The sequence below is a fragment of the Methanofollis sp. genome, from assembly GCF_028702905.1.
Classification (GTDB): Archaea; Halobacteriota; Methanomicrobia; order Methanomicrobiales; family Methanofollaceae; genus Methanofollis.
Genome location: NZ_JAQVNX010000026.1, coordinates 1 through 25,199, shown reverse-complemented (window position 1 = coordinate 25,199; position 25,199 = coordinate 1). Strand labels below are relative to the sequence as shown.

At 61.1% G+C, this 25,199-nt stretch carries 25 protein-coding genes; 10 read left to right on the top strand and 15 right to left on the bottom strand.

Annotated elements, in window-relative coordinates; genetic code table 11:
• The 4 genes from PHP59_RS05045 to PHP59_RS05030 form a co-directional block, all read right to left on the bottom strand.
• On the bottom strand, positions 1–261 hold a 261-nt coding region (locus PHP59_RS05045), incomplete at its 3' end, for a metal ABC transporter permease (RefSeq protein WP_366943728.1).
• Positions 261–1,034: an ABC transporter ATP-binding protein gene (locus PHP59_RS05040; RefSeq protein WP_300164535.1), complete on the bottom strand. Its 774-nt coding sequence runs from the start codon at positions 1,032–1,034 to the stop codon at positions 261–263. The genes PHP59_RS05045 and PHP59_RS05040, both read right to left, overlap by 1 nt.
• Positions 1,034–1,894 (bottom strand): zinc ABC transporter substrate-binding protein, encoded by an 861-nt coding sequence (locus PHP59_RS05035; RefSeq protein ID WP_300164532.1) that lies wholly within the window; start codon positions 1,892–1,894, stop codon positions 1,034–1,036. Before PHP59_RS05035 ends, PHP59_RS05040 begins: the two co-directional genes overlap by 1 nt.
• A 66-nt stretch (positions 1,895–1,960) precedes the next feature.
• Positions 1,961–2,392, bottom strand: coding sequence for a metal-dependent transcriptional regulator (locus tag PHP59_RS05030; protein WP_300164529.1), 432 nt, complete (start codon positions 2,390–2,392; stop codon positions 1,961–1,963).
• 109 nt (positions 2,393–2,501) lie between these two features.
• On the opposite strand from PHP59_RS05030, the gene PHP59_RS05025 reads away from it, so the two are divergent.
• From PHP59_RS05025 to PHP59_RS05015, 3 genes are all read left to right on the top strand, one after another.
• Positions 2,502–3,929: a DNA-directed DNA polymerase II small subunit gene (locus PHP59_RS05025; protein ID WP_300164525.1), complete on the top strand. Its 1,428-nt coding sequence runs from the start codon at positions 2,502–2,504 to the stop codon at positions 3,927–3,929.
• 142 nt (positions 3,930–4,071) lie between these two features.
• Complete coding sequence (locus tag PHP59_RS05020; protein ID WP_300164521.1) at positions 4,072–6,117, top strand: sodium-translocating pyrophosphatase; 2,046 nt, start codon at positions 4,072–4,074, stop codon at positions 6,115–6,117.
• 149 nt (positions 6,118–6,266) lie between these two features.
• Positions 6,267–7,211: a magnesium transporter CorA family protein gene (locus tag PHP59_RS05015; protein ID WP_300164518.1), complete on the top strand. Its 945-nt coding sequence runs from the start codon at positions 6,267–6,269 to the stop codon at positions 7,209–7,211.
• Here the strand turns inward: PHP59_RS05015 and PHP59_RS05010 are convergent.
• Positions 7,192–7,593 carry a response regulator gene (locus PHP59_RS05010; protein WP_300164515.1) on the bottom strand — a complete coding sequence of 134 codons (402 nt, stop codon included), beginning with the start codon at positions 7,591–7,593 and terminating at the stop codon, positions 7,192–7,194. The genes PHP59_RS05015 and PHP59_RS05010 overlap by 20 nt on opposite strands.
• 169 nt (positions 7,594–7,762) lie before the next feature.
• Between PHP59_RS05010 and PHP59_RS05005 the strand changes: the two genes are divergently transcribed.
• From PHP59_RS05005 to PHP59_RS04990, 4 genes are all read left to right on the top strand, one after another.
• Complete coding sequence (locus PHP59_RS05005; RefSeq protein ID WP_300164512.1) at positions 7,763–8,353, top strand: MarC family protein; 591 nt, start codon at positions 7,763–7,765, stop codon at positions 8,351–8,353.
• Between the two features lie 46 nt (positions 8,354–8,399).
• Positions 8,400–8,987 carry a MarC family protein gene (locus PHP59_RS05000; protein ID WP_300164509.1) on the top strand — a complete coding sequence of 196 codons (588 nt, stop codon included), beginning with the start codon at positions 8,400–8,402 and terminating at the stop codon, positions 8,985–8,987.
• 371 nt (positions 8,988–9,358) lie between these two features.
• A complete protein-coding gene (locus tag PHP59_RS04995) occupies positions 9,359–11,698 on the top strand; it encodes a methyl-accepting chemotaxis protein (RefSeq protein ID WP_300164506.1) in 2,340 nt (779 codons plus the stop codon).
• 12 nt (positions 11,699–11,710) lie between these two features.
• Positions 11,711–12,184, top strand: a complete 474-nt coding sequence (locus tag PHP59_RS04990; protein ID WP_300164503.1) for a chemotaxis protein CheW — start codon at positions 11,711–11,713, stop codon at positions 12,182–12,184.
• Positions 12,185–12,235: 51 nt separating this feature from the next.
• Here PHP59_RS04990 and PHP59_RS04985 read toward each other — a convergent pair whose 3' ends face one another.
• Together PHP59_RS04985 and PHP59_RS04980 are read right to left on the bottom strand one after the other, a co-directional pair.
• Complete coding sequence (locus PHP59_RS04985; RefSeq protein WP_300164500.1) at positions 12,236–12,610, bottom strand: response regulator; 375 nt, start codon at positions 12,608–12,610, stop codon at positions 12,236–12,238.
• Complete coding sequence (locus tag PHP59_RS04980) at positions 12,607–13,794, bottom strand: histidine kinase dimerization/phosphoacceptor domain -containing protein (protein WP_300164497.1); 1,188 nt, start codon at positions 13,792–13,794, stop codon at positions 12,607–12,609. The genes PHP59_RS04985 and PHP59_RS04980 overlap by 4 nt, the downstream gene beginning before the upstream one ends.
• 260 nt (positions 13,795–14,054) lie before the next feature.
• On the opposite strand from PHP59_RS04980, the gene PHP59_RS04975 reads away from it, so the two are divergent.
• From PHP59_RS04975 to PHP59_RS04965, 3 genes are read left to right on the top strand one after another with little or no spacing between them, the layout of a single operon-like run.
• Positions 14,055–16,205, top strand: a complete 2,151-nt coding sequence (locus PHP59_RS04975) for a methyl-accepting chemotaxis protein (RefSeq protein WP_300164494.1) — start codon at positions 14,055–14,057, stop codon at positions 16,203–16,205.
• 5 nt (positions 16,206–16,210) lie between these two features.
• Positions 16,211–16,675 (top strand): chemotaxis protein CheW, encoded by a 465-nt coding sequence (locus PHP59_RS04970; protein ID WP_300164491.1) that lies wholly within the window; start codon positions 16,211–16,213, stop codon positions 16,673–16,675.
• Positions 16,676–16,735: 60 nt separating this feature from the next.
• Positions 16,736–19,219 carry a PAS domain S-box protein gene (locus PHP59_RS04965; RefSeq protein ID WP_300164488.1) on the top strand — a complete coding sequence of 828 codons (2,484 nt, stop codon included), beginning with the start codon at positions 16,736–16,738 and terminating at the stop codon, positions 19,217–19,219.
• Positions 19,220–19,657: 438 nt separating this feature from the next.
• Here PHP59_RS04965 and PHP59_RS04960 read toward each other — a convergent pair whose 3' ends face one another.
• From PHP59_RS04960 to PHP59_RS04925, 8 genes are all read right to left on the bottom strand, one after another.
• Positions 19,658–20,245, bottom strand: a complete 588-nt coding sequence (locus PHP59_RS04960; RefSeq protein ID WP_300164485.1) for a hypothetical protein — start codon at positions 20,243–20,245, stop codon at positions 19,658–19,660.
• Positions 20,246–20,430: 185 nt separating this feature from the next.
• Positions 20,431–21,000 (bottom strand): pyridoxal 5'-phosphate synthase glutaminase subunit PdxT, encoded by a 570-nt coding sequence (gene pdxT / locus PHP59_RS04955; protein ID WP_300164482.1) that lies wholly within the window; start codon positions 20,998–21,000, stop codon positions 20,431–20,433.
• The gene (gene pdxS, locus PHP59_RS04950) at positions 20,990–21,886 is read right to left on the bottom strand and encodes a pyridoxal 5'-phosphate synthase lyase subunit PdxS (protein WP_300164479.1); all 897 of its coding nucleotides are present in this window, start codon (positions 21,884–21,886) and stop codon (positions 20,990–20,992) included. Before pdxS ends, pdxT begins: the two co-directional genes overlap by 11 nt.
• A 20-nt stretch (positions 21,887–21,906) precedes the next feature.
• Positions 21,907–22,827 carry an adenosylcobinamide-phosphate synthase CbiB gene (cbiB, locus tag PHP59_RS04945; protein WP_300164476.1) on the bottom strand — a complete coding sequence of 307 codons (921 nt, stop codon included), beginning with the start codon at positions 22,825–22,827 and terminating at the stop codon, positions 21,907–21,909.
• Complete coding sequence (locus tag PHP59_RS04940; RefSeq protein ID WP_300164473.1) at positions 22,809–23,324, bottom strand: hypothetical protein; 516 nt, start codon at positions 23,322–23,324, stop codon at positions 22,809–22,811. Before PHP59_RS04940 ends, cbiB begins: the two co-directional genes overlap by 19 nt.
• A 2-nt stretch (positions 23,325–23,326) precedes the next feature.
• Positions 23,327–23,509, bottom strand: coding sequence for a methytransferase partner Trm112 (locus tag PHP59_RS04935; RefSeq protein ID WP_298666679.1), 183 nt, complete (start codon positions 23,507–23,509; stop codon positions 23,327–23,329).
• Positions 23,506–24,516, bottom strand: a complete 1,011-nt coding sequence (locus tag PHP59_RS04930; protein WP_300164470.1) for an adenylosuccinate synthetase — start codon at positions 24,514–24,516, stop codon at positions 23,506–23,508. Before PHP59_RS04930 ends, PHP59_RS04935 begins: the two co-directional genes overlap by 4 nt.
• A 66-nt stretch (positions 24,517–24,582) precedes the next feature.
• The gene (locus PHP59_RS04925; RefSeq protein ID WP_300164467.1) at positions 24,583–24,903 is read right to left on the bottom strand and encodes a DUF4405 domain-containing protein; all 321 of its coding nucleotides are present in this window, start codon (positions 24,901–24,903) and stop codon (positions 24,583–24,585) included.
• Positions 24,904–25,199: the final 296 nt, after the last annotated feature.

Here is a 25,199-nt window from a genome sequence, read left to right as displayed (position 1 = left end):
ATCGAGGTGCTGTTTCCGGGAGAGGGACAGTTCTCCTATCCCGATAGCCGAGGCGACGGTGAAGCCCATCGCCCCGATGAGAGGATCGATCCCCAGGAAATAGCCGAGGCCTATCCCGCCGAAGGCCGTATGGGAGATGCCGCCGGCAAGGGCGACCATCCGCTTGACGACCACATAGGTGCCGACGATGCCGCAGGCAACACTCGCAAGGAGGCCGGCGGCAATGGCGTTCCTGAAGAAGTCATAGGCGAAGACCTCCATCACGGTTCTTCACCCTCTCCGTGTTCGGCAAAGACGCGGTGCGGCAGGCCGTGGGCAATGAGGTCGACAGGGCAGCCATAGGCCGCCTCGATCATGTCGCCGGTGATCCGGGCGTCGTTGTGCGTATAGAGTTTCCTGTTCAGGCACGCGACCTTCGTCACATGGGATGAGAGGGCGCCGATATCGTGGGTGACCAGGACGATAGTCATCGTCTCCCGCAGGCCGTCCAGGATCTCCATGAAGTGGTCGCCTGTCGGGGAGTCCACATAGACGGTCGGTTCGTCCAGAATGAGCACCTCCGGGCCGGCGGCAAGGGCCCGCGCAATGATCGCCCTCTGCTGCTGCCCGCCCGAAAGGCGGCCGATCTCCCGATCGGCAAGGTCGGCGATCCCCATCGTCCGGAGCGCCGAGGCGGCCATCTCCCGGTCTTCGCGACTGTACCTCCGTGGAAAACCCCGCACATGGCCGAGGCGGCCGGAGAGGACCATCTCCAGCACGCTCACCGGGTAGCTGAAGTCAAAAGTGCGGTACTGGGGGACATAACCGAGGAGATGGCGCCTCTCCGCGGGACTCCCCCCGAGCACCCGCACCGTCCCTGCCGCGGGGTCGACAAGTCCCAGGATCACCCGCAGCAGGGTTGTCTTCCCCCCGCCGTTCGGCCCGATGACCGCGGAGAAGTCGCCGGGCATCACCTTCCAGTTGACGCCCTCCAGGACAGGGCGGCCGCCAAGGGAGACAGAGACCCCGGAGAGGTCGATGACCGGCCCCCCCATCAGACCGACCCTGCAATCGCCGCGGCCGCCGCCCTGAGGTTTTCCGTGTAGTTCCCTGCAAGAGGGCTCAGCGGGACGACCCGGCCACCGATCTCGTCGGCGATGACGCGGGCGCTCCGGTTGCTCGCCTCGGGCGCAGCAAAGACGACAGAGATGTTTCCGGCCCGCGCCCTGACGACGATCTCCTCGATCTGCCGGGGCGACGGATCCTTGCCGCCCTCCTCGATCGGGATCTGGACAAGCCCGTAGTCGCGGGCAAAGTAGGCCCAGGAGGCATGCGAGACCAGGAAGGCCTGGCAGCCCGAGTCCCCGACCTCGGACCTGACCGCGGCGTCCAGGGCGTCGAGGCGGCCGAGGTAGGCCGCAAGGTTCGCCTCATAGACCTCCTTCCCGGCAGGATCGGCCGCGACCAGACCGTCGCAGACATTCTCGGCCATTATCTTCGCGTTCGCGGGGGAGAGCCAGATATGCGGGTCGCCATCGGGAAGGAGCGCGACTCCTTCAGAACAGTTCACGACCGCCATATCCGGGTTCAATTCCCGGATTCTCTCCATCCACGCCGTCTCGAACTCGACGCCCGACCCGACAGCCGCATACAGGCGGGCGCGGGAGAGGTCGGCGAGCTGACCCGGCGTCAACTCATAGGTGTGCGGGCTTGCGCCCGGCGGGACGAGGACGAGCACGTCGACTCGGTCGCCCCCGATCGCTCCGACAGATTCGGCCTGGGGTGGAATGGTCACGGCGACGAGCATCTTACCATCGGCAGGCGCCTGAGCTGTGCAGCCCGAGGCAAGGACGGACAGAAAGACGAAGACGACGCCGCAGAGCGCCAGTCCCCCGTATGGCACTGCTGGCATCATGATGGGAAACTCCAGATTTGGTATCTATCCAAATATTACAGGGCCCCTATATACGCCTTCCGCGCCTCACCGCACACCGGGACAGCAGTCACCATCATGCTCGATAGGGCCGCACCCGCTCATCACCGGATGGCCGAGAGACGCGCAGATCCGATCAACGAGGAGCCGCGAGACATGGCCCTCGATGTTCTTCGCCTCCTGGCACGCTTCGTCGGGGGAGAGCCCGAAACGGCTCAGAGCCAGGGAGACGACGCGGTGGCGGCGGACGAGGAAACGGGCATATTCTTCTCCCTTCGCACTCAGGCGGACGCCGTGATAGGGCGTGTGCTCCAGATAGCCCTCGCGCGCTAGGTCGCCGAGCGCCTTCGTCGCCGTCGAAGGAGAGACGCAAAGTTCACAGGCGACCTCGTTTGTCCTCATCGCCCCGCCCCGGAGAGAAATGACCTTTAAAAGTTCAGATTTCCGTGCCGGGAGCTCAAACCCATCGATCTCCGCCATGCCCGGTACTCGCCCGCGGCGGCGATAAAGTTTTCCCATTACCCAAATTTTCCCGCCCTCCCCTCCTGCACCGAGACTATGATGAGGGCGTACGCCCAACAAGATACCGATGCTCTGCGAGGAGGAGATCGTCGCCCGTTTCCTGAGGACCGACCTGCTGGTGGCCCCCGAGGTGGTCCGCTACATCAGGGAGCAGGACGACCCCGCCCTCATCGACCGCATCATCGCGGCCATCCCACCCGGCGCCTTTATCGTCTCCCCCGACTGCATCCCGGCACAGAAGAAAGAGCGGGACGGGACACGCTTCCTCGCCGACCCCCACCTCGAAGTTCTCCAGGGCAAGGACGGAAGCTGCGGCTGCATACGGGACTTCGAGGAGTACGTCACCTACTTCAGGAACAGGTTCACCCACCTCTCCGGCTTTCTCAAGGGGAGGATCCAGCCTGTCCCGATCGAGGCGCTCCAGAGAACCGGCCGGTACCGTGATGAGGAGGCGTCCTTCATCGCGATGGTCTCCGAGGTGCGGTCCACGGCCAACGGGAACAAGATGGCCAACGTCGAAGACCCGACCGCCACGATGCGGGTGCTCTTCAACAAAAGCAGGGAGGGCTTCGAGGAGGCCGAGAAACTCCTCCCCGACGAGGTGATCGGGGTGAAGGGCAAACTCTCCAACGACGGGAACCTCTTCTTTGCCGACACCCTGGTGCGGCCCGACATCCCCATCTCGAACGCACCCTTCCATTCTGAAGAGCCCGGCCGCGCCGTCCTCATCTCCGACGTCCACGTTGGCTCCAACACCTTCCTGGAAGACGCCTGGCACCGCTTCGCCGCATGGCTCGGGGAGCACCCGGAGATCGGCTACCTCCTCATCGCCGGCGACCTCGTGGACGGGATCGGCATCTATCCGGGTCAGGACAGGGAACTCGTGATCAAAAATATCTACAGGCAGTATCTGGCCTTCGGGGAGATGCTCTCCGCCCTCCCCCCGTGGCTCAGGATCGTCCTCTCTCCCGGCAACCACGACGTCGTGCGGGGCGCCGAGCCCCAGCCCGCGATCCCGCAGGAGTTCAGGGAAGGATACCCGGACAACTGCATCTGGGTCGAGAACCCGGCCCTTGTCTCCCTGCAGGGGGTCCGCATCCTGATGTACCACGGCAGGTCGTACGACGACATGATCGGGATGATCCCGGGCGCCTCGTACAGCCACCCCGAAGAGATCATGGAAGAGATGTTGAAGCGGCGCCACCTCGCCCCGACCTTCGGGCTGCGGACCCCGATCGCACCGGCAGAACGCGATCCCCTGGTCATCGACCCGGTCCCCGAGGTACTCTTCACCGGCCACGTCCACATCTCCGGCATCAAAAAGTACAGGGGCGTCCTCATGGTCAACGCAGGCACCTGGCAGTCCCAGACCGCCTTCCAGAAGCAGATGAACACCGTGCCGACGCCGGCGCAGGCGGTTGTCCTGGACCTTCCGACGATGAACTACGAGATGCTCGACTTCAGCCAGCCCGGCGAACCGGCACGCCTTCCCTGACCGCCGACACCGCATCAGGTACCCCCGGAACACCCGGACGGATCAGGGGAATCGCTCGCTTTTTATTATTGAAGTGCCTCATAGATAGAGGAATAGATTGCCGAGTTTTGATGTGAAATCGCTTCTCGGAGGATAGAAAAACATGGATGGAATCATCTATCTCGCACCCCTGTGTGCTCTCCTGGGCCTTCTTTTTGCAGGTTACTCCTACATGAAGGTCAAAAAGGAAGGAGAGGGCACCGAGGTCATGAAAAAGATCGCTGCAGCGATCCACACTGGCGCGATGGTATACCTGAACCGCCAGTACAAGGCCATCGCCGTCTTCGTCGTTGTCCTTGCTGTTGTCCTTGCATTCTTGCTGCCGAGCGGGCCCCTCACCGCGGCCTGCTTCGTTCTCGGCGCCGGCCTCTCGGCGACCGCAGGCTACATCGGCATGTACACCGCCACCCACGCGAATGTGCGGACCACAAACGCCGCCCGCCGCGGCATTACCGAGGCCTTCAAGGTCTCCTTTGCCAGCGGCTCGGTCATGGGCATGTCGGTCGTCGGCCTCGGGCTCTTCGGGCTCTCGGTCGCCTTCATCGGCCTCTCTGCCATCATGCCGGCTGCACCGCAGGCTGACGTCGTGAACATCCTTGCCGGGTTCTCCCTCGGCGCCTCTTCGATCGCCCTCTTCGCCCGTGTCGGCGGCGGCATCTTCACCAAGGCCGCAGACGTCGGTGCCGACCTCGTCGGCAAGGTCGAGGCCGGCATCCCCGAAGACGACCCGCGCAACCCCGCCGTCATCGCCGACAACGTCGGTGACAACGTCGGCGACATCGCCGGCATGGGCGCCGACCTGTACGAGAGTTATGTCGGTTCCGTCATCGCTACGATGCTCCTCGGCGCCGCGACCGCTGCGGTCGCCTTCCCGAACATCGACCCGATGAACGTCATCCTGCTCCCGATCATCATCGCCGCGGTCGGTATCGTCGCATCCATCATCGGTTCCCTCTTCGTCACGACGAACAAGGCCGAGTCGAGCGCGATCCACCTGGCCTTCAACAAGGGCCTTCTCGTCGCCCTCGTCCTTGTCGTGATCTCCACCTACTTCATCACGAACGCAATGCTCGGCGAGTACGGCTTCGGAATCTTCGTCGCCACCATCGCCGGTCTTATCGCCGGTTTCCTCATCGGCCAGATCACCGAATACTACACCTCCTTTGACAGGAAGCCGACCCTCGAGATCGCAAAGTCCTGCCAGACCGGGGCCGCGACAAACATCATCACCGGCTTTGCCAAGGGCATGGAGTCCACGCTCTTCCCGGTGATCATCATCGGTGTCGCGATCTTCTTCGCATTCCAGTTCGCCGGGCTGTACGGCATCGCCATCGCGGCTGTCGGTATGCTCGCCACCCTGGGCATCTCCCTCGCGGTCGACGCCTACGGGCCTGTGGCCGACAATGCCGGCGGTATCGCCGAGATGTCCCACCAGGATCCGCAGGTGCGTGAGATCACCGACACCCTCGACGCCGTCGGCAACACCACCGCCGCCATCGGCAAGGGCTTTGCCATCGGCTCCGCGGCACTCACTGCCCTCGCTCTCTTCTCCGCATATGCCCACGCAGTCAGCCCGGTTGACGCACCGACCATCACCATCGACATCCTCAGCACCCCGGTCTTCATCGGCCTGCTGATCGGCGCCATGCTCCCGTTCCTCTTCTCCTCCATGACCATGATGGCCGTGGGACGGGCCGCATACGAGATCGTCGTCGAGGTCCGCCGCCAGTTCAAGGAGATCAAGGGCCTGATGGAAGGCAAGGCAGACCCGGACTACGAGTCCTGCATCGCCATCTCCACCAACTCCGCCCTGAGGGAGATGATCGCACCGGGCCTCCTAGCGATCATCGCTCCGCTCCTCATCGGCGTCGTGCTCGGCAAGGAAGCCCTCGGCGGCCTCCTTGCAGGTTCCCTGGTCTCCGGCTTCATGCTCGCCATCACAATGGCGAACGCCGGCGGCGCCTGGGACAACGCCAAGAAGTACATCGAACAGGGACACTATGGTGGCAAGGGCTCCGACGCCCACAAGGCCGGTGTGACCGGCGACACCGTCGGCGACCCCTTCAAGGACACCTCGGGCCCGGCCCTCAACATTCTCCTGAAGCTCATGAGCATCGTTGCAGTGGTCTTCGCCCCCCTGTTCCTCTAATTTTTTTTCTTTTTTTCTCAGGTCGCCCGAAAAAACACCCGCGATATTTTTCAGAGGCGATTTTCCGGAGCCTTTTCCCGGGTCATCATCTTCATCTCCCTTCAGGACAGATCCATACCTGCAGGAACGTCCTTCCTGCAGGTGATGCCATGCTCCAGATCTTCAAGACCAGACAGAACGTAGACGGATTGTTCATCGAGGAACTGGACATCGTCGAACCTGGCTCCTGGATCTTCTGCACGGCGCCCGACGAGGCCGAAATCGCCCGGGCCGCCGGGATCATAGGTATGGCCGCAGAAGACATCAGGGCCGCCCTCGATGATGAAGAGAGGCCCCGCATGGAGACCGAGGAGGGGAAGACCCTCATCCTGATCGACATCCCGTTCCGGGTGGAAGGCGAGCCCGCAGGGACGTACTCGACCATACCCCTCGGTATCGCGATGAACGAGGACTATATCCTCACCATCTGCATCCAGGACATCCCTATCCTCCGTGATTTCATCGCCGGGAAGGTGAAGACCTTCTACACCTTCAAAAAGACGCGTTTCCTCTTCCAGATCCTGTACAGGAACGCCTCCTACTATCTGAACTTCCTCAGGCAGATCGACAAGAGGAGTTACGAGGTCGAGAAGGAACTCCACCTCTCCCTCAGGAACGAGGAACTGATCCAGCTCCTGAACCTGGAAAAGTCGCTGGTCTACTTCTCCACCTCCCTGAAGAGCAACGAGGTGGTGCTCGAAAAGATCCTCCGCTCCAAGCCGATGCGGATGTTCCCCGAGGACGAGGACCTCCTGGAGGACGTCATCATCGAGAACAAACAGGCCATCGAGATGGCGAACATCTACTCGAACATCCTCTCCGGGACGATGGACGCCTTCGCCTCGATCATCTCGAACAACCTCAACATCGTGATGAAGTTCCTCGCCTCGGTGACGATCGTCCTTGCCGTGCCGACGATGATCGCGAGTTTCTTCGGGATGAACGTCGGCATCCCCCTCCAGGACAGTCCCCTCGCCTTCGCCGCCATCATCGGGGTCTCGATGGTCATCTCGGCCCTGCTCGTCTTCGTCCTCATCAAAAAGAAGATGCTCTGAGGTTGACGGCCACCCGCACGGCGTGGGCGAGTTCCACCATCTCAGCCCGCGTCCCCCCGCCTTTTCTTACATAGAAGGACGCCCCAGCGGCAAGGGCCTCTTCGAGCACCGAGTCGCGGCTTTTCCCGGTATACAGGACGAAAGGCAGGGATATGCCCCGCAACCTGAGGACCCGGAGGAAGGCGATGCCGGTGAGGCCGGGCATCTCGAAGTCGGAGACGACGGCGTCGAACCGTCCCGGCAGGAGGAGGAGAGCGTCTTCGGCCGAAACGGCGGTTGCGCAGGAGAACCTGCCTGTCCCTTCCAGGAATGCCTGCTCACGCTCACGGACGCACGGGTCGTCGTCGACGATCAGGAGAGATATCACGTCGCCTTCGGTCATCAGAAAGATGAGGGAAGCAGGAGGGAAAAACTTCACGAAATGGGGGCGACACGGGACCGCGGCGCTCCTCGCTGCCTGTGCAGGCGGTACGGAGAAAAAACGCCCCGGCCGGGATGAAAAACCTCTGCCCTCCTGAAAGATATATCTCTCCGGGACCATACAGGGGGTTATGGCAGATTTCTTCCCCTCCCTCCTCTACGCCTTCGCCACGCTCTTCATCATCCTCGATCCCCTCCTCTCTGTCCCGATCTTCGTGGGGCTCACGAAAGAGAGGCCGGCCGAGGAGAAGGCACGACAGGCAGGTATCGCCGTCGTCGTCGCGGGCGTACTCCTCTTCATCTTCCTTATCTTCGGGTCCCTGATCTTCGACGTTCTGGGCATCACCCTCGCCAGTTTCCAGGTCGCCGGCGGCATCCTCCTCTTCATCCTGGGCATGCAGGAGGCCCTCGGCATCGAGTTCGCCCATGACGAGAAGAGCCGGCAGAACATGGCCGGGGTGATCATCGGCACGCCCCTCCTCTGCGGCCCGGGCGCGATCACGACGGTGATCCTTCTCTCGACAGAGATCAACCCTGTCGTCACCGGCGTCGCCCTCTTCCTCTGCCTTGGCGTCACCTGGCTCATCCTCAGGTACGCCGCCGCGATCCTCCGCGTACTCGGCAGCACGATCACCGATATCGTGGCCAGGGTCCTCGGCATGTTCCTTGCAGCGATCGCTGTCAAACTTATCGCCGAAGGGGCGATGGGGCTTGGCTGGTGAGGGCCGCGGACAGGATATATCCTCGCGGGACATATACTGGAGACCTATGGACGACCCCCTCGCCGCCTTCGCGTACGCGTTTGTCACCCTCTTCATCATCCTCCACCCCCTCCTGGTGGTCCCGACCTTTCTCGGGCTCACCCGGGGCTACAGGACGGAGGAGAAGACCAGGCAGGCCACCATAGCCACTGCCGTGGCAGGCGGACTTCTCTTCACCTTCCTCATCTTCGGTTCCCTGATCTTCGATATCCTGGGCATCACCCTCCCGAGTTTCGAGGTCGCAGGGGGCGTCCTCCTCCTGATCGTCGGGATGCAACAGGCGCTCGGGATCGAGTACACGCCACCGGAGGGAGGGCAGCAGCAGAACATCGGGGTGATCGTCGGCACTCCCCTCATCTGCGGGCCGGGTTCGATCACGACGGCGATCCTCCTCTCGACAAAACTTGGCATCCTGGTCACCGTCCCGGCCGTCCTCCTCTGCCTGGTACTGACCTGGCTCACCCTCAGGTATGCAGATGTCATCCAGCAGGCCCTCGGCGAGACGATAAGCGGTGTCATGACCGACGTCTTCGGGATGGTCCTTGCGGCCCTCGCGGTGACGCTCATCGCCGAAGGCGTCGACGGCCTGCGATAGACAAAAATTTTCACGAACCACCTCTTTCTTCTGCCGCGAGAATGCGGGAAAAATCGCACGCCCTCTTCTCGAATGAAGAACACACGGGAGACGAACCTCCTGTCCTGACGGCTGTGCCGGTTTCATCACTTTTAAAAACGTTAGAATCCGCCCTGATTCTTCATTTCACAGGCTATTCAAAATAAAAATCTACAGATTATTAACTTAATCATGTTGAAAAAAGAGCAATCAACAAATATAGTATCAACCAATTAATTTATTCGATTCTGCGGCGCGGATAGAGATTTCGTTGCCAGGCGTGCAGGCATATGCAGAAAAATCCTGAATATACCCCCGTTATGGCATGCAGCCCGGATCAGCGAGGACCATCAATGACCAAGCAGACAACGACACCCGAAGACTGCGAGCAGGAGAACACCCGGCTCAAAGAGAGACTAGCAGAGGCAGAGGCGAAGATGGGGCGGTATGAGACCATCCTCGACGAGATCCCCTTTCCCATCTCAGTCACCGACATGGAGATGAACTGGACGTTCATGAACAGGGCACTCGAGTCCCTGCTGAACCTCGACAGAAAGAAGGACCTTGGAAAGCACTGCAGTTCATGCAAAGGTGCGGCCTGCAGCACCGAACAGTGCGGCATCGCCGCCCTCAGGGGTGGAAAGAAGAGAACGATCTTCGAGGAGCACGGAAAGAGCATCCAGATCGATGCCGCCTACCTGACCGATGCCACGGGCGCACAGATCGGCCACGTCGAGATCCTGCAGGACATCACCGCAATGGCAAGGGTCACCGCGTTCCTGGAGGCCGAGACCCGGAGGATCTCGGAGAACCTCACCAGGGTCGCGGCCGGCAACACAGAGGTCAACCTCACGATGGGGGCGACAGACCGGTACACGGAGAAGGTTGCACCCCTGATCGCCGGCATCGACAGGGCGACGGCAGCGACCCTCGAGTCCCTCGACCTGATGCTGAAAGACGTCGCCATGCTCGTCGGGGCCGGCAAGGACGGGAGACTCTCGATGCGTGCAGATGCCGCCCGGCATAAGGGAGGGTACAGGGCCCTCGTGCAGGATGTCAACGCCCTCCTCGACACCGTGATCGTGCCCCTCCAGGGTGCCGCAAAGGATGCCGAACTCATCGGAATGGGCCAGATCCCGGAAAAGGTTGACGCAACGCAGTACAAAGGGGATTTCAGAAAACTCGCGGAGAGCTTCAACAACTGCACCGACGGCCTGCAGAGCCTGAGAGAGGGCTATGCCGTCCTCCAGAGGACCGCACAGAACGATTACACCGTGAAGGTCGACGGGAATTACCCTGGCGGCTATGCCAGGATCGCAGAGGCGATCAATGTCGTCCAGGACCGTCTCCTCCACCTGCAGGACGCCGTGGGCAATATCAGCCAGGGCGACCTGAAAGACCTCGAAGCATTCAGGCGCATTGGGCGGAGGTCGAAGAACGATCAGATGGTCCCGGCCTTCATCGCGATGATGGAAGCGATCCAGAGGCTCGTGGACGACGCGAACATGCTCGCAAAGGCCGGCAGGGAGGGGAAGTTGTCCACCCGTGCCGATGCCTCGAAGCACCAGGGAGAGTTCGCCGAAGTCGTCGATGGCGTCAACCAGTTGTTCGACTCGGTCGTAGCCCCGGTCAACGAAGCGATGCGGGTCACCGACCACTATGCCGGCGGAGACTACACAAAGAAGTTCTCCGACGACCTCGCCGTCGCCGGAGACTTCCAGAAGTTCAAGGACGCCCTGAACAACATGGCCGACAGGACGGCCGAAACCATCAGGGACATCCAGCATATCGCCGAACAGGTCGATTACGGCACGTCGGAGTCGAACAAGGGCGTGGACCAGCTGGCAAAAGCCGCCGAGCAGGTGGCGATCACGAGCCAGACCTGCGCCGACCTCTCTAAGGAGACGCTCCAGAAGATCGAGGAGGTCGGCAGGCGTATCGCGGATCTTTCGTCCTCGAACGAGGAGATGGCCAGCACCTCGCAGGACGTCCTTGAGAGAGCGGAAAACGTCGCAAAGATTGGCATGGACGCAGAAAGACTCGGAAAGGATGCTAACACAAAGATCACGGCCGTCGAGAAGAGCGCACAGGAGAGCGTCCAGAGCATCACCGAGTTGACCGCGGAGATGCGGGAGATCAACAAGATCGTCAAACTCATCACAGACATCTCGAACCAGACCAACCTCCTCGCGCTCAACGCCGCGATCGAGGCGGCACGGGCGGGCGAACACGGCCGCGGCTTCGCCGTCGTCGCGGGCGAGGTCAGGAACCTCGCCGGCGAGTCGAAGAAGGCGACGAACGACATCGAGAACCTCATCACATCCATCCAGGCAAAGAGCGAGAAGACAGCCACCGCGATCACCTCGGCCAACACCGAGATCTCCTCCAGTGTCGAGAGCGTCAACAACGCCATCCTCGCCCTCAACAGGATCGTCGACGGCGCCGGCAAGGTGACCCGCGACATGGGCGAGATGGCAAAGGCCATCGAAGACCAGGCGAACACGAGCAATGCCGTCGTCAAGATCGTCGACGAAGGGACCAGGCTCACCAAGGAGAACATGGCCGAGGTGGAGGCCCTTGCCGCCCTCGCAGAGGAGTCAAGCGCCTCGACAGAGGAGATCGACAACGCCGTGCACGAACTGACCGGGATGGCCGGGGACCTGAAGTCCTCGGTGAAGAAGTTCAGGATCTGAGGGGGCGGGACAGTGGCAGAGACAGTCGACGTCGTCGAGTTCGGGATCGGGGGCACCAGGTACGCCCTCGACATCCTCCTGGCACGCGAGATCGTCGAGATGGTGCCGATCACCCCGGTGCCGAGGGCACCACCCTATATTGCCGGGATCATCAACCTCAGGGGCGAGATCACCACCATCTTAAAACTCAACACTCTCCTCGGCCTCCCCGGAGAGGGGCGACGCGAGACGCAGAAGATCATCGTCCTCGTACCGGAGGCGGCAAACGGATCAAACACCGGCATCATCGTCGACGACGTCCACACGGTGCGGCAGGTCGGTGAGGGTGACGTCGCCCCGATGGACGAGGCGATGGCGAGGGAGGCGTACGTCAGGGGCGTCATACGGACCGGAAACGGAGAGGATACAAAAAATAAGCCGGAGAGCGACCTGATCATCTGGATTGACCTCCAGAAAGTGATCAGGGAGCAGGTGAGCCGCGCCTGATCCCGGTTCACATTACCTTTTTTGCGGATGTGAGAATAAAAGGGGCCTTGCTCAATCAACCGCGCCGAGCGCGGCCCCAGCAGCCGCAAGGGCCGCTTTCAGCTCAGCATCCCGGATCGGCTTGACAATATAGCCGAGAGGTCGGACCGCGAGAGCCCGTTCCCTCATTCCCCTGTCAGAGTATGCGGTGACGAAGATGCACCTGATCCCGAGTTCGCCGGCAAGAAGGGAGGCGGCCTCGATCCCGTCCTGGTCTCCCTTCAGGTTGATGTCCATCAGGGCGATATCGGGAGAGGTCTCACGGGCTTTTTCCAGGGCAAGAGCGGCCGTAGCCGCCGTTCCCGTCACCGTATGCCCCAGTCTCTTTACCCGGTTTGCAACATCGAGGGCGATGATCGCAGCGTCCTCCACGACCAGCACCTTCACGGCGTCTCGCCCCCGTGAGGGACCGTGACAATGACACGCGTGCCCGGACCGCTGCCTGAGATCGCCATCCGGCCCCCGAGTTGCTCGGTCACCAGGGTCCTGACCAGGGTGAGGCCGAGAGAACCGTCAGTCACAGGGTCAAAGCCTGCTGGCATCCCTGACCCTTCGTCCTCGACGACAAGAGTGAGAGCGGCGCCGTCGTCAAGGGCGGAGACCAGGACGCAACCGGGCGCGCCTGCCAGACAGGCATGGGCGCACGCGTTCGAGACAAGTTCGTTCACGATCAAGCCGACAGGGATCGCCGCATCGAGCCTGAGGGAGAGATCGGACGGGACGACACGGGTGGCAACCAGGTCGGCCGGGTAGTCAGCGGCGGCCGCACTATCGGCGAGGAGGTCTGCGAGATACGCCCCGAGGCCGACGCGGGCATGGTCGGGAGAGCGATCGAGATGGTCATGGGCCCGTGCAAGGACGCCAAGACGTCCTTCGGTTTTCCTGATGATCTCGCGCCCAGCACCCTCCCCCATGCTCCCGGCCTGCAGGGCGAGAAGGCTGGAGATGAGCTGGAGGTTGTTCCGCACCCTCTGGTGGATCTCCGCAAGCAGGCGTTCCTTCTCCTGCAGCACCTGCCGCGACGCGGTGACGTCCTCCATGATGACGGTCACGCCGGCCCCACCGTCATCAAAGACGGTCGGGACGAGTTTCACGACAAAATAGAGATCTTTTCCATCTTTTTCGAACCGGACCTCGTCGGCCCGCTCCTTCCCGGCAAGCGCCACTCGCATCAGCCCGGCCTCAAGGAGGGGGGCGAGGAGGGGGATGTCCAGGGAGCCGATATCCCTGCCCGCGACCTCGCCGCGCCCGAGGCCGGTGAAGGAGAGGAAGTTGTCATTGGCCTGCACCACCCTCCCCGCACTGTCGAGGACGAGGATGAGGTCTGAGGAGAAGTCGAGCATGGCAGAGATGGGCACGCGGTGGGAGAGGTAGTAGACCTTCGCGACGGCGACCTCCTGCATATCGAGGCGACCGGAGACGACGAGCATATTCAGGTACTTCGCCACCGAGTTCCGGTTCATCCCGAGTCGCCGCGAGATCTCGGAGGTGGAGAGGCCCCGCGGCTCTTCACGGAGGAGCTCGATGATCCGCGAGCATTCTCCTGCCGGATCTTCTGGAGTACGTGACACGGGTTAATCCTTCCTGGTTTTCATTCATCAGCACTCTAGATTTATAGTTATTACGAAAACTGCCTATCAATACTGCATGCAAAAGCAAAATGATTATATAATGAAACGGCCATGATCTGTCATCAGAACCGCCTATCAATATTGATAGGCAAATGTGAAAGTCAGGCGCGCCAGAGGCCCGGACCCCGACGGCAGGCTCACACCCCTGCCTCCAGGAAGACCGGGCCCCAAACCGCCCATCACCAGGGAGAAGAGAGACCATGAAATCACAGGAAAAGGCACAAACACAGGATGCAGAGCAGGCGACAGACGATGTGGAGCAGCAGGCAGGAATCGTCCTCCAGGGAGTGGACCTCATCCCCTTCCCCTTCCATATCGTCGACCGGGACTACAGAGTTTTGTACATGAACGCGGCCGCAGCAGCCCTCCTCGGCAAGAAGAAAGAGGATTGCATCGGCAAACACTGCTACGACCTCTATAAGACCAGTGTCTGCAACACGAAGTCCTGCCCCTGCCGGGTGGCAATAGAGGAGGGACGGACGAACACAATCGATATTCCCCTCGGTGGAGGTCGCTGGATCGGAGCCACCGGCGTGGCCTATCGTGATGAAAATGACCGGACCATCGGTGCGATTGAATATTTCCCCGACATCACCGCCCAGAAGCAGACCGTGCAGGACCTCCTCCACGTCGGCGAGGAGGCACGGAACGGAAACCTCTCCGTCCGCACCAACCTCGACGCCGAGGGTGACTTCCTGGAGATCGCAAAGAGCGTCAACGGGATTCTCGAAGCAGTGGTCGTTCCTCTCCAGGGCGCCGCACGGGATGCCGAACTTATTGGAAAGGGCCAGATCCCGGAGAAGGTCGACGCCACCGGGTACAGAGGAGAGTTCAAAAAACTCGTCGAGAGCTTCAACAGCTGCATCGATGGCCTTGAGAGCCTGAGGGAAGGCAGTGCCGTTCTCCAGAGGACCGCACAGAACGATTATACCCGGAAGGTCGAAGGAAACTACCCGGGCGGCTATGCAGTGATCGCGGCGGAGATCAACGCCGTCCAGGACCGTCTCCTCCATATCCAGGGCATCGCAGTCAATATCAGCAGGGGCGACCTCTCCGACCTGAAGGATCTGAAGGCAGTCGGAAAACGCTCGGAGAACGACCAGTTGATCCCGGCATTCACCTCCATGGAAGAGGCGATCCAGGAACTCGTGAACGACGCGAACACGCTCGCAAAAGCCGGAAGGGAGGGGAGGCTGTCCACCCGGGCCGCCGCCTCGAAGCACGCAGGGGAGTTCGCAAAAGTCGTCGAGGGCGTCAACCAGCTGATGGACGCCGTCGTCGCTCCTGTGAACGAGGCGATGCGGGTCGCGGGTAAGTTTTCCGTGGGCGACTACACAGTCAGGTTCTCCGACGACATCGCCGTCGCCGGCGACTTCCAGAAATTCAAGGAGTCCCTGAACGAGATGGCCGGGAAGACATCCGCCGTCGTCACGCAGATCAAGCAGGCCGCGGACCAGGTGCAGTCAGGGGTTTCCGATGCAAGCAAAGGTGCCGACGAGATCGCGAAGGCCGCCGAACAGGTGGCGATCACAGGCCAGAAGTGCGCCGACCTCAACCGCGACCTCCTCTCCCAGATGGAGGAGATCAGCCACCGCATCAGCGACCTTTCGGCCTCGAACGAGGAGATGGCGAGCACCTCGCAGGAAGTCCTTGAAAGAGCGGAAAACGTCGCGAAGATGGGCAGAGACGCGGAGAAACTCGGCAAGGAGGCCAACACAAAGATCACCGTCGTCGAGAAGATCGCACAGGAGAGCGTGAAGGACATCACCGAACTGACCCAGGAGATGCGGGAGATCAACAAGATCGTCAAACTCATCACCGACATCTCCAACCAGACCAACCTCCTCGCCCTCAACGCCGCGATCGAGGCGGCACGGGCGGGCGAGCACGGCCGCGGCTTCGCCGTCGTCGCGGGAGAGGTGAGGAACCTCGCCGGCGAGTCGAAGAAGGCGACAAACGACATCGAGAACCTCATCACATCCATCCAGGCAAAGAGCGAGAAGACGGCAACCGCAATCACCTCGGCCAACAGCGAGATCTCCTCCAGTGTCGAGAGCGTCAACAACGCCATCCTCGCCCTCAACAAGATCGTCGACGGTGCCAGCGAGGTGACCCATGACATGAGCGAGATCGCAAAAGCCGTCGAAGACCAGGCAAACACGAGCAACGCCGTCGTCCAGATCGTCGACAACGGCACCAGGCTGACCCAGGAAACGATGAAGCAGGTGAGCGACCTTGCCGCCCTCGCTGAGGAGGCAAGCGCCTCGACAGAGGAGATCGGGAGCGTCACCCACCAGCTCGACTCCATGGCCGGAGAACTGAAGGACACCATGAAGCAGTTCAGGGTGTAGACACCATGGAGATCATAGACGTCGTCGAGTTCGAGATCGGGGGCACCCATTATGCCCTCGATATCAGCCTCGCACGGGAGATCGTCGAGATGATCCCGATCACCCCGGTGCCGCGTGCAGCACCTCATATCGCCGGGATCATCAACCTCAGGGGCGAGATCACCACCATCCTCAACCTCAACAGACTTCTCGGCCTTGCCGAGAGGGACGATAACGCGACACGGAAGATCATCGTCCTCGTCCCTGATGCAGCAAACGGCTCGAACACCGGGATCATCGTCGACGATGTCCACTCGGTGCTGCGGGTCGGAAAAGACGACATCGTCCAGATGGACGACACCCTTGCAAAGGAGGCGTATGTCAAGGGGATTATCAGGATGAAGGCGGAGGAAAAGGGAGGAAAGGCCCAGAATCAGGACCTGATCATCTGGATCGACCTCCAGAAGATCCTCCTCAACCTGACAGGCTGAAACCCGGGAAAGCACGAATAGAAACATATTACCCGCATCCGCCCGGATCATATTGGTGGAATGCAGGGAACAGAGTGGAAGGGTCTGGAATTCTGCAGGTTAAGACCTCATGTCTGTACCTTCTCACTCGCGTTTTTTACCCTGGTCTGTTTTTCCGTCGTTTCATACGCCTTCTCCGTCGGCATCACCAGGATCACATCGTTGGCCCTCTATGTCCCGGTCGTCCTCATCGCATACCGCTACCCGCGCTACGGCATCCTCTCGGCCTTCCTCACCGGCGCCACCTATCTCGCCCTGTACCGCATCTTCATCCCCGGATGGACGGACTTTCCCGAAGTGCTCATCAACACCGTCCTCCTTGTCGGCATCGGGTCCCTCACTGCTATCCTCTCGTACAGGCTGAGCGAGAAAGAGAGCAACCTGCGGGGCATCTACGACGCTTCCTCAGCAGGCATCTTCCTCCTCGCGAAGGACGGGAGCATTGCCGAGGAAAACGACAGGTTTCTCTCGATGCTCGGCTATAACGACGGGGAGAGGCCGGAACGCCTTGACCATATCTGGCAGGAAGAGGAGGCCGCCCGCTTCCCGGGAGAGGTGAAAGCCGACGCATCCAGGAATGGTATCGAGACCGAGTTCATCGCACGGGACGGCCGGCATATCCCGGTCGTCCTCTCGGCAGCACCCGGACCTGACGACCTGACCGTCTGTACGGTCGTCGATATCGGCCAGCGGAAACAGGCAGAGAAGGAGAGAGAGGAGGAAAGAGCGCGGACACGGGAGTACCTGGACGTCGCCGGGGTGATCCTCCTGATCCTCGACGACAGGATGCATGTCAGGGCGATCAACAGGAAGGGGTGCACCATCCTCGGGTACCCTGAGGACGAGATCGTCAGGCAGGACTGGGCCGAGAACTACCTCCCTGCACGGGTGAGAGAGACCGTGGTCTCGGTATGCACCTCGGCCCTCCAGAGCGACCGCGGCACGGTCGTTTCTTTCGAGAACCCGGTGCTGACCAGGGAGGGTGAGGAGCGGCAGATCGTATGGACGATCCAGCCGATCAGGGATGAAAAAGGGGAGGCATTCTCCATCCTCGCATCAGGAGAGGACATCACCCGGCACAGGCAGACAGTCAGGGCGCTCGAGGAGAGTGAAGAGAGGTACGAGAGCCTTGTCGCCATCGCACCCGAGGCTATCGGGATCTACTGCGACGGGCAGATCGTCTACCTGAATGCCGCCGCCCTCCGGGTGCTCGGGATCAGGGGCCCTGTCGAATTTGGGCAGATGCCCTTCTGGACATTTATCCACCCTGACTCCCTGGTGACCGTCCGCGAGGAACTCACCAAGACCCAGACCGGCGTCTGGTCCTCATACTTCCAGGAGATCAGGCTCTGCAGGGCAGACGGCGGGACCGTGTATGCCGAGTCGACGATGGTCCCGATCACCTACGAGGGCAGGCAGGCCACCCAGTTCGTCCTCAGGGACATCACCGAAAAGAAACAGATGGAGGAGAACCTCAGGCAGTCCGAGGTGCTGTACAGGACGATCTTCGAGGCGGCTGCAGCCGCAATGGTGATCATCGAAGAAGACCTGACGATCTCGCGTGCCAACCCGGGCTTTGTCACCCTCTCAGGGCTCCGGAGGGATGAGATCGAGGGAAAAATCCCCTGGGGCCTTTTTTACTCTCCACAGGATGGGAAAAGGATGCTCGAATACCACAGGAGGCGGTGCAATGGAGACCCGGACGCCCCGCAGACCTATCTCTCCTCATTTACCGATGCGGGGGGGAACTCTCACGATGTCATCGTGACCGCCTCCGTCATCCCGGAGACGAAGAAGAGCATCGTCTCCTTCGTCGACGTCACTGTCCAGAGGGAGTACGAGAAGGAGTTGAAAAGATCGCTCCTGGAAAAGGAGGCCCTTCTCAAGGAGATCCACCACAGGGTGAAGAACAACATGCAGCAGGTCGCAAGCCTCCTCTCTCTCCAGGCCGCGACGGTCGCAGACAGGGAAATTGCCGGGTGCCTGCAGGCAAGCGAGAGCAGGATCACCGCAATGGCCCTTGTCCACGAGAACCTCTACCAGTCTGAGATTCTCGCCTCCATCCGCGCCGACGCCTACATCACAACTCTCTGCTCTGAGATCAGGGCATCATACACACCAGGACCGGGGATCAGGGTCGAGACCGCCATCGACGATGTGGCCCTGGACACGGACACGGCCATCCCCTGCGGACTGATCATCAATGAACTTGTGACAAACGCCTTCAAACACGCCTTTACCGGACGGGACCAGGGCAGGGTGCTGGTCAGCCTGAGGCAGGAGTCCGGGGGGCGACTCAGTCTCAGGGTCGAGGACGACGGGACCGGACTGCCCGCCAATATCTCCATCGACAATGAGGAGACGCTCGGACTGCGACTGGTATCGGCCCTTTCCGATCAGATCGGGGGAACCCTCAGGTTTTCATCAGGCGGCGGGACACGTTTTTCCGTCATGTTCCAGTACGCAACCCAGGAAACGGAAACAAAGGACCGGGAAAATCGCTGATGTAATAAGGTTTCCTGGGCACTGTAGAATCAGGCATGAACCCCTGGCTCAAGCATACGTGATGAAAATTTCTCGTTGCAGTTCTCCTGAGTGCGGAGGGATACTTGATTCCTCTCCTTGCAACAGGGCACCTGAAGGATACTGTTCAATTGCCGCCCCTCGGCTATCTTCATCCGTGGAGGGTCCGGGGGCAACGCCCCCCGGTGTGAGACGGCGGTGAAGATTCTGCGGTCAGGGCGGCACGCCTGATCATCAACCCTTCCCACATCTTCACGCCGGGGGCGCTGCCCCCGGCGCGAGCGTGCGGGAAGGCACGTCGACCAGACGAACCTCCTCAGAACAGTTTTCATGCGGTATGCCTGAGGCGTGCTCCCGACTCATGACCGATTCTACAAAGCCGTTTCCGGTGGTATGCCGGGGCAATGCGTGACCGCCTTCTCATTGCGGATGGAGAAGAAGGGAGTGTTTCAGACGAGCATCTTCCATTTTGATCATCGCAGGATCGGCAGTCCTGCATTGTATTGTCGTCTGTAATGCCAGCCCCGGAACCGGTTCCTGCTGTTCTGCGTACGTGAACCTGAGGACCAGGTCTTCGCCCTTCTTCCATGCCTTCAACGCACAGCGGTGCCGCGGGGATCGGGAGGCATCGAAGATGTCCCTGAACTCTGCATCTCCAGAGGTGTCCAGAGAAGGGAGGTAACAGACCTCTGCGTCGTCTGTCACGAAATCCTCTCCCTCCCATGTCTCCGAAGGTCCGCTGAACCTCGAACCATAGAGCCCGCCCGCCCATATCCAGTCAAGGCGATAGTAATGGATTCTCCCCGGGAAATCCATCTTTATGCAGACTTTTTCAGATGAGTATCTCCCGCCGGGATAGCCCCTCCCCAGGTTGATCAGCGAGCCATATGCCTCGAAGGCGACGACGTCCACCACAGGAAGGCCCGTGGTTTTCCCTGCATTGAAGAGATCTTTGATGAAAGTTATCGGAATTACTGCGGTCTTATGCTCCATGGGGATCGTGATCATGGAAGGCGGCATATATTATTAATATATCTATTTGTTCAATTAATAAATATAGCGAGCCGCCCCGCGGAAATCAGACAGAGTGAATACTTTTTTTCAGGAACCCTGCCTGACAGGAGGAGAGCAAAACAGACCCATCGAAAACCAGCTATCGCGGTATCTTCCGGGCCAAAAAAAGAAAAATATTGTCAGAGCCCGGCAAGGAACATCCGGTGGAGCCGGAGGTCGCCGCCGAGTTCGGGATGGAAGGAGAGGACCATATGCTCCCCCTGCCGCACCGCCACGATCCCCTGCGGCACGGTGGCGAGCACCTCCACGCCGGGGCCGGCACTGACCGCGAGGGGCGCCCTGATAAAGACCGCGTGGAAGGGGGCGTCGAGGCCCGTCACCAGGAGGTCGGCCTCGAAGGACTCGCGCTGCCGCCCGAAGGCATTCCTGTCCACGACGATATCGACGATGCCGAGAGGGGTGAAGCGGGTGTCGCCGATCCCTGCTGCCACCAGCACCATTCCGGCACAGGTCGCGAAGATCCCGCCGTCGAAGGTGCTGATCGCCTCACGGAGGCCGCTCTCGTCGATCAGGCGGGCGATCGTCGTCGACTCCCCGCCGGGCAGGGCAAGGGCGTCGCACCCCGCAAGATCGGCCGGGGAACGGACAGGGACAACCTCCCCCTCGCCGCCGAGGGCCTCCTCGAAGGCCCTGATATGCTCGGAGACGTCGCCCTGAAGGGCGAGGACGCCGACCTTCTTACCAGCCACGCTCCTGCAGCCTCTCTTCGTCTTTCAGTTCGTGGATATCCAGGCCCTTCATCGGGTCGCCGATGCCGCGACTCACTTCGGCGATGAGCTTCGCGTCCGTGTAGTGGTGGACGGCCTCGACGACCGCCTTCGCCATCTTCTCCGGGTTCGAGGACTTGAAGATCCCTGAGCCCACGAAGACGCCGTCCGCGCCCATCTGCATCATCAGGGCGGCGTCCGACGGGGTTGCGATCCCGCCTGCCGAGAAGTTCACGACAGGGAGACGGCCTCTCTTCACCGTCTCGGCAAGAACCTCGTACGGCGCCTCGATCGCGCGGGCGCGGGCACGGAGTTCCTGCTCGTCCATGCCGACAAGTTCCCTGATCTCGCCCTGGATAGCCCGCATGTGCCGGACGGCCTCGACAACGTTGCCGGTGCCGGCCTCGCCCTTCGTCCTGATCATTGCCGCGCCCTCGTTGATCCGGCGCATCGCCTCCCCGAGATTCCGGGCGCCGCAGACAAACGGCACGGTGAAGCGTGCCTTGTCGATGTGGTACTCCTCGTCGGCCGGGGTCAGAACCTCGCTCTCGTCGATCATGTCGACACCGATCGCTTCAAGGACCTGCGCCTCGACAAAGTGGCCGATCCGCACCTTGCCCATCACCGGGATGGAGACGGTATCGATGATCTCGAGGACCTTCTCGGGGTCGGCCATCCGCGCCACCCCGCCGGCCTTCCTGATGTCCGCGGGAACCCTTTCCAGGGCCATCACCGCGACGGCGCCCGCCTCTTCAGCGATCCGCGCCTGCTCGGCGTTCACCACGTCCATGATCACCCCGCCCTTCTGCATGGACGCAAAGCCCCGCTTCAGGAGCTCGGTGCCGTACCTCAGTTCCTCAAGTTTCATTATTCCTATCTATTGGACAGTCATGCCCATAAAAATAGTGCGATGATCGCAAAAACCGAAAATACGAGGGTTATTCCGCGGACTGAACCGATTATATCGGCCCCACCCGCTGCAAGGCTCTTCTCACCCGGACCGATCTGGTAGACACCCCTCTTGGCGAACCGCACCCCTGTCCCGCCGGCGAGGACGGACATCGGCCACCCGCCATTGAAACCCGGCCTTTTATGCCTGTCTTCAAGGAGACAACGCCACGCGGGCATGAACCTCCCCTCCAACCCGAAGTACAGGAGGCCGACACATCCCGATACCCTGGAGGGGAGGAGGTTTGCGATATCGTCGGCCCGTGCGGCGCACCAGCCCAGGCGTGCCCGCTCGTCGGTATAACCGAGCATCGCGTCCATGCAGTTGATTGCCCTGTAGACGGCCGCCGCGGTGAGGCCGAGGCCGAAGGGCGCGAAGACGGCGAACCAGAAGAGCGGGGCGATCACCGAGTCTGAGAGGTTCTCTGCGACCGACTCGTACGCCGCCGACCTGATCTCTTCGGCCGGGAGGTCGCGGGTGTCCCGGGAGACAAGCATCCCGGCCGCCCGGCGCCCCTCGTCAAGACTTCCCGAGGTCAGGGCCGCCTCCACCGCACCCGCGTGCTCCTCCAGGGAGCGCCAGGCAAAGGTCGCCTTGAGAAGGAAGGGAGAGAAGACGAGGAGGAGAAGGGCCGGCGCGAAACTCTCGACACACCAGAAGGGGAGGGCGAAGAGAACGACTGAGACGGCCCAGAGCACAACTCCTGCCGTCCGCTGGAGGGGGGCGGGATAGAGAGACGGCCGCCCCCACCAGCCCACGAACCGCCCGAAGAGGGCGACAGGGTGGAGGGGGGTGTGCGGGTCGCCGACGATCCGATCGAGGGCGAGGGCCGCACCCAGGGTCAGGGCCGCAGGAACCATGCGGCGAGCACCCCGGCAACGAGGACGATAAAAGCGGCGGCTTCAAACGCGACCATTTTCGTGGCCGCATAGATGATAAAGAGGAGCGCGGCCGCGGCGACGACCGCAAAGGGGATCACCGGCAGGCGGGGCTCTGCGGCCACGGGAGCAGGGAGAGGCGGTTCTTCGGCCGGAGGTTTCGGCCGCTCACTGACGGCAACACCGAGCCTCGCCCGGTTCGTGCCGTACCCGGTGATCACCTCGATATCGAATGCCCCGGGGAAGACATCTTTCCTGATAAAGATCGGCACCTCGGCTGTCGTATCGACAAAGAGGTTTTCGTGGCAGAAGTCGGTGAACCTCCCGGCATCGGCTGCGGAGAGGGTGAGGTGGAGGGGGGAACCCTCGTTCACGAGCCTGATTAACACCGTGTCGCCTGGCGCTGCACTGACGGGTTCGGGGAGGTCTATCGAGTTTATACCACGAGTATTGAGCCTGATCTCACAGGAAACGTCCATATTCAGTCCTGGTCGGTCTTCGGGAGGAGGTTGGGGATGCTCTCCCTGATGGGGTACTCGACCCCGCAGGCCCCGCAGACAAGGGAGCCTTCAATGACGTCGTCGTCCTTCTCCTCGACCACGCGGAGTTCGAGGTCGCCCTTGCAGACCGGGCAGCAGAGGATCGGGAGGAGGGACCTCTTCACAGTTCATCCCTCACGTCGACGATCTGCGAGAGCTCGGGGCCGGTCGAGATGAGCCCTATCGGTGCTCCGATGTCCTTCTCGGCCTGGTCGAGGAAGGCGATCGCCTTCTCGGTGAGCTGATCGTACGAGGTCGCACCGAAACAGGCCGGGTCCACATGGTCGATGCCGGTGATCGCGGCGATGGTGCAGCCATTGATCATCGCCGAGTACCGGGCCATCTTCCCGTCCCAGCCGCCGATCCTGCGGAGACGGTGGGTGACGGTGCCGAACTCCTGGAAGCCGAGGGTGTTCGACTGCTCCGCGGTCATCTCGGTCTGGAAGGGCCCCTCGCCGACGCGGGTCGGGTAGGCCTTGAAGACGGCGATGACATCGTCGATCCTGGTCGGGCCGACACCGTTGTCCGCGGCGATCTGGGACGCGGAAGTGTCCTTGCTCGTCACAAAGGGATAGGTCCCGTAGTACAGGGAGATGCCAAAGCCCTGCGTCCCTTCGAGGAGGACATTCTCCTCCGCGTCGATGGCGCCGTTGACAGCCTCGGCAACATCGATGATATAGGGCGCGAGTTCGGGGACGTCCTTTGCCTGTCTGGAGATGCGCAGGACGCGGTCCGAGTTTGCCGGGCCGCAGCCGGTGCCGGTCGAACCGATCTTCTTCGAGAGATGGGCGCTTGCCCTGTCCCTGGCTATGTGCTCCTCCTCGATGATGCCGCAGCGGCCGTCGACAAAGGTTCTGTCCGCCACGTCAAGGAGCTCCACCTCATGGAGGAAGACACGCGGATCGACGAGGACGCCGCTCCCGATGCAGAGTTTTGCGTTCGGGTAGACGAAACCGGACGGGATCATCCGCACGCCGTAGTTCTGGTCCCCGACTGTGACAGTGTGGCCTGCATTGGGGCCGACCCCGCCCCGGGAAATAATGGAGGGATGGTCCTGGTGGGCAATATGCGCCACTATTTTGCCCTTTCCTTCATCCCCGAAAAATCCGCCGACAATAATCGTACACGACATTGCTATATCATGTAATTTGGGGTGATACATGATGATAAAAGTATATCATCAGCCCCGACCGCCCCCTCACTCCCGGTCGCACGTCTCTTTTTCGCCCGAAGAGAGGCAGGATCTGATGTTCCGGTAATATGGGATGTGCAGGACGATATGGACGACCATCAGGACCATGAAGAGGAGACCGGTGATGTTGTGGAGGTCCACCCAGTCGCCGCGGGTAACCCCGAGAAATACCCTGAGGTTCGTCGCTCCGGTGCCGGCATGGACCCATCCCCACCCCCCGCCCCCGGATGGAAGGAAGAAAAAAAGCACTATCGACGAGAGCCCTACGACAAAGAAAGATATGATCAATCCGATGTTTATTATTGCGTTTATCTGTCGTTTTCGCATAAAAAGAAGATACGGGCGGCCATATAAAAAACTGACCATTCTGTCAGGGCGCACTCCGACGACCGGATCCGGTGTTCCTCAGGAAACAGGACAGGATCCCGGGATAATCCCACCACGGCCCCGGATCTGGATCATCCGGGCATATTGTATTATTTGAAAAAGCAGGGGGTCTCCAGTGGAAACAAAGGGGTCATGCACCCGCCATTTGTCAGACAAAGGTCATACCCTCTGCCGAAGGGATCCGGGCGATTCCGAAGATTTGAGAGATAAAAATAGGATAATATAATCAGATCAGA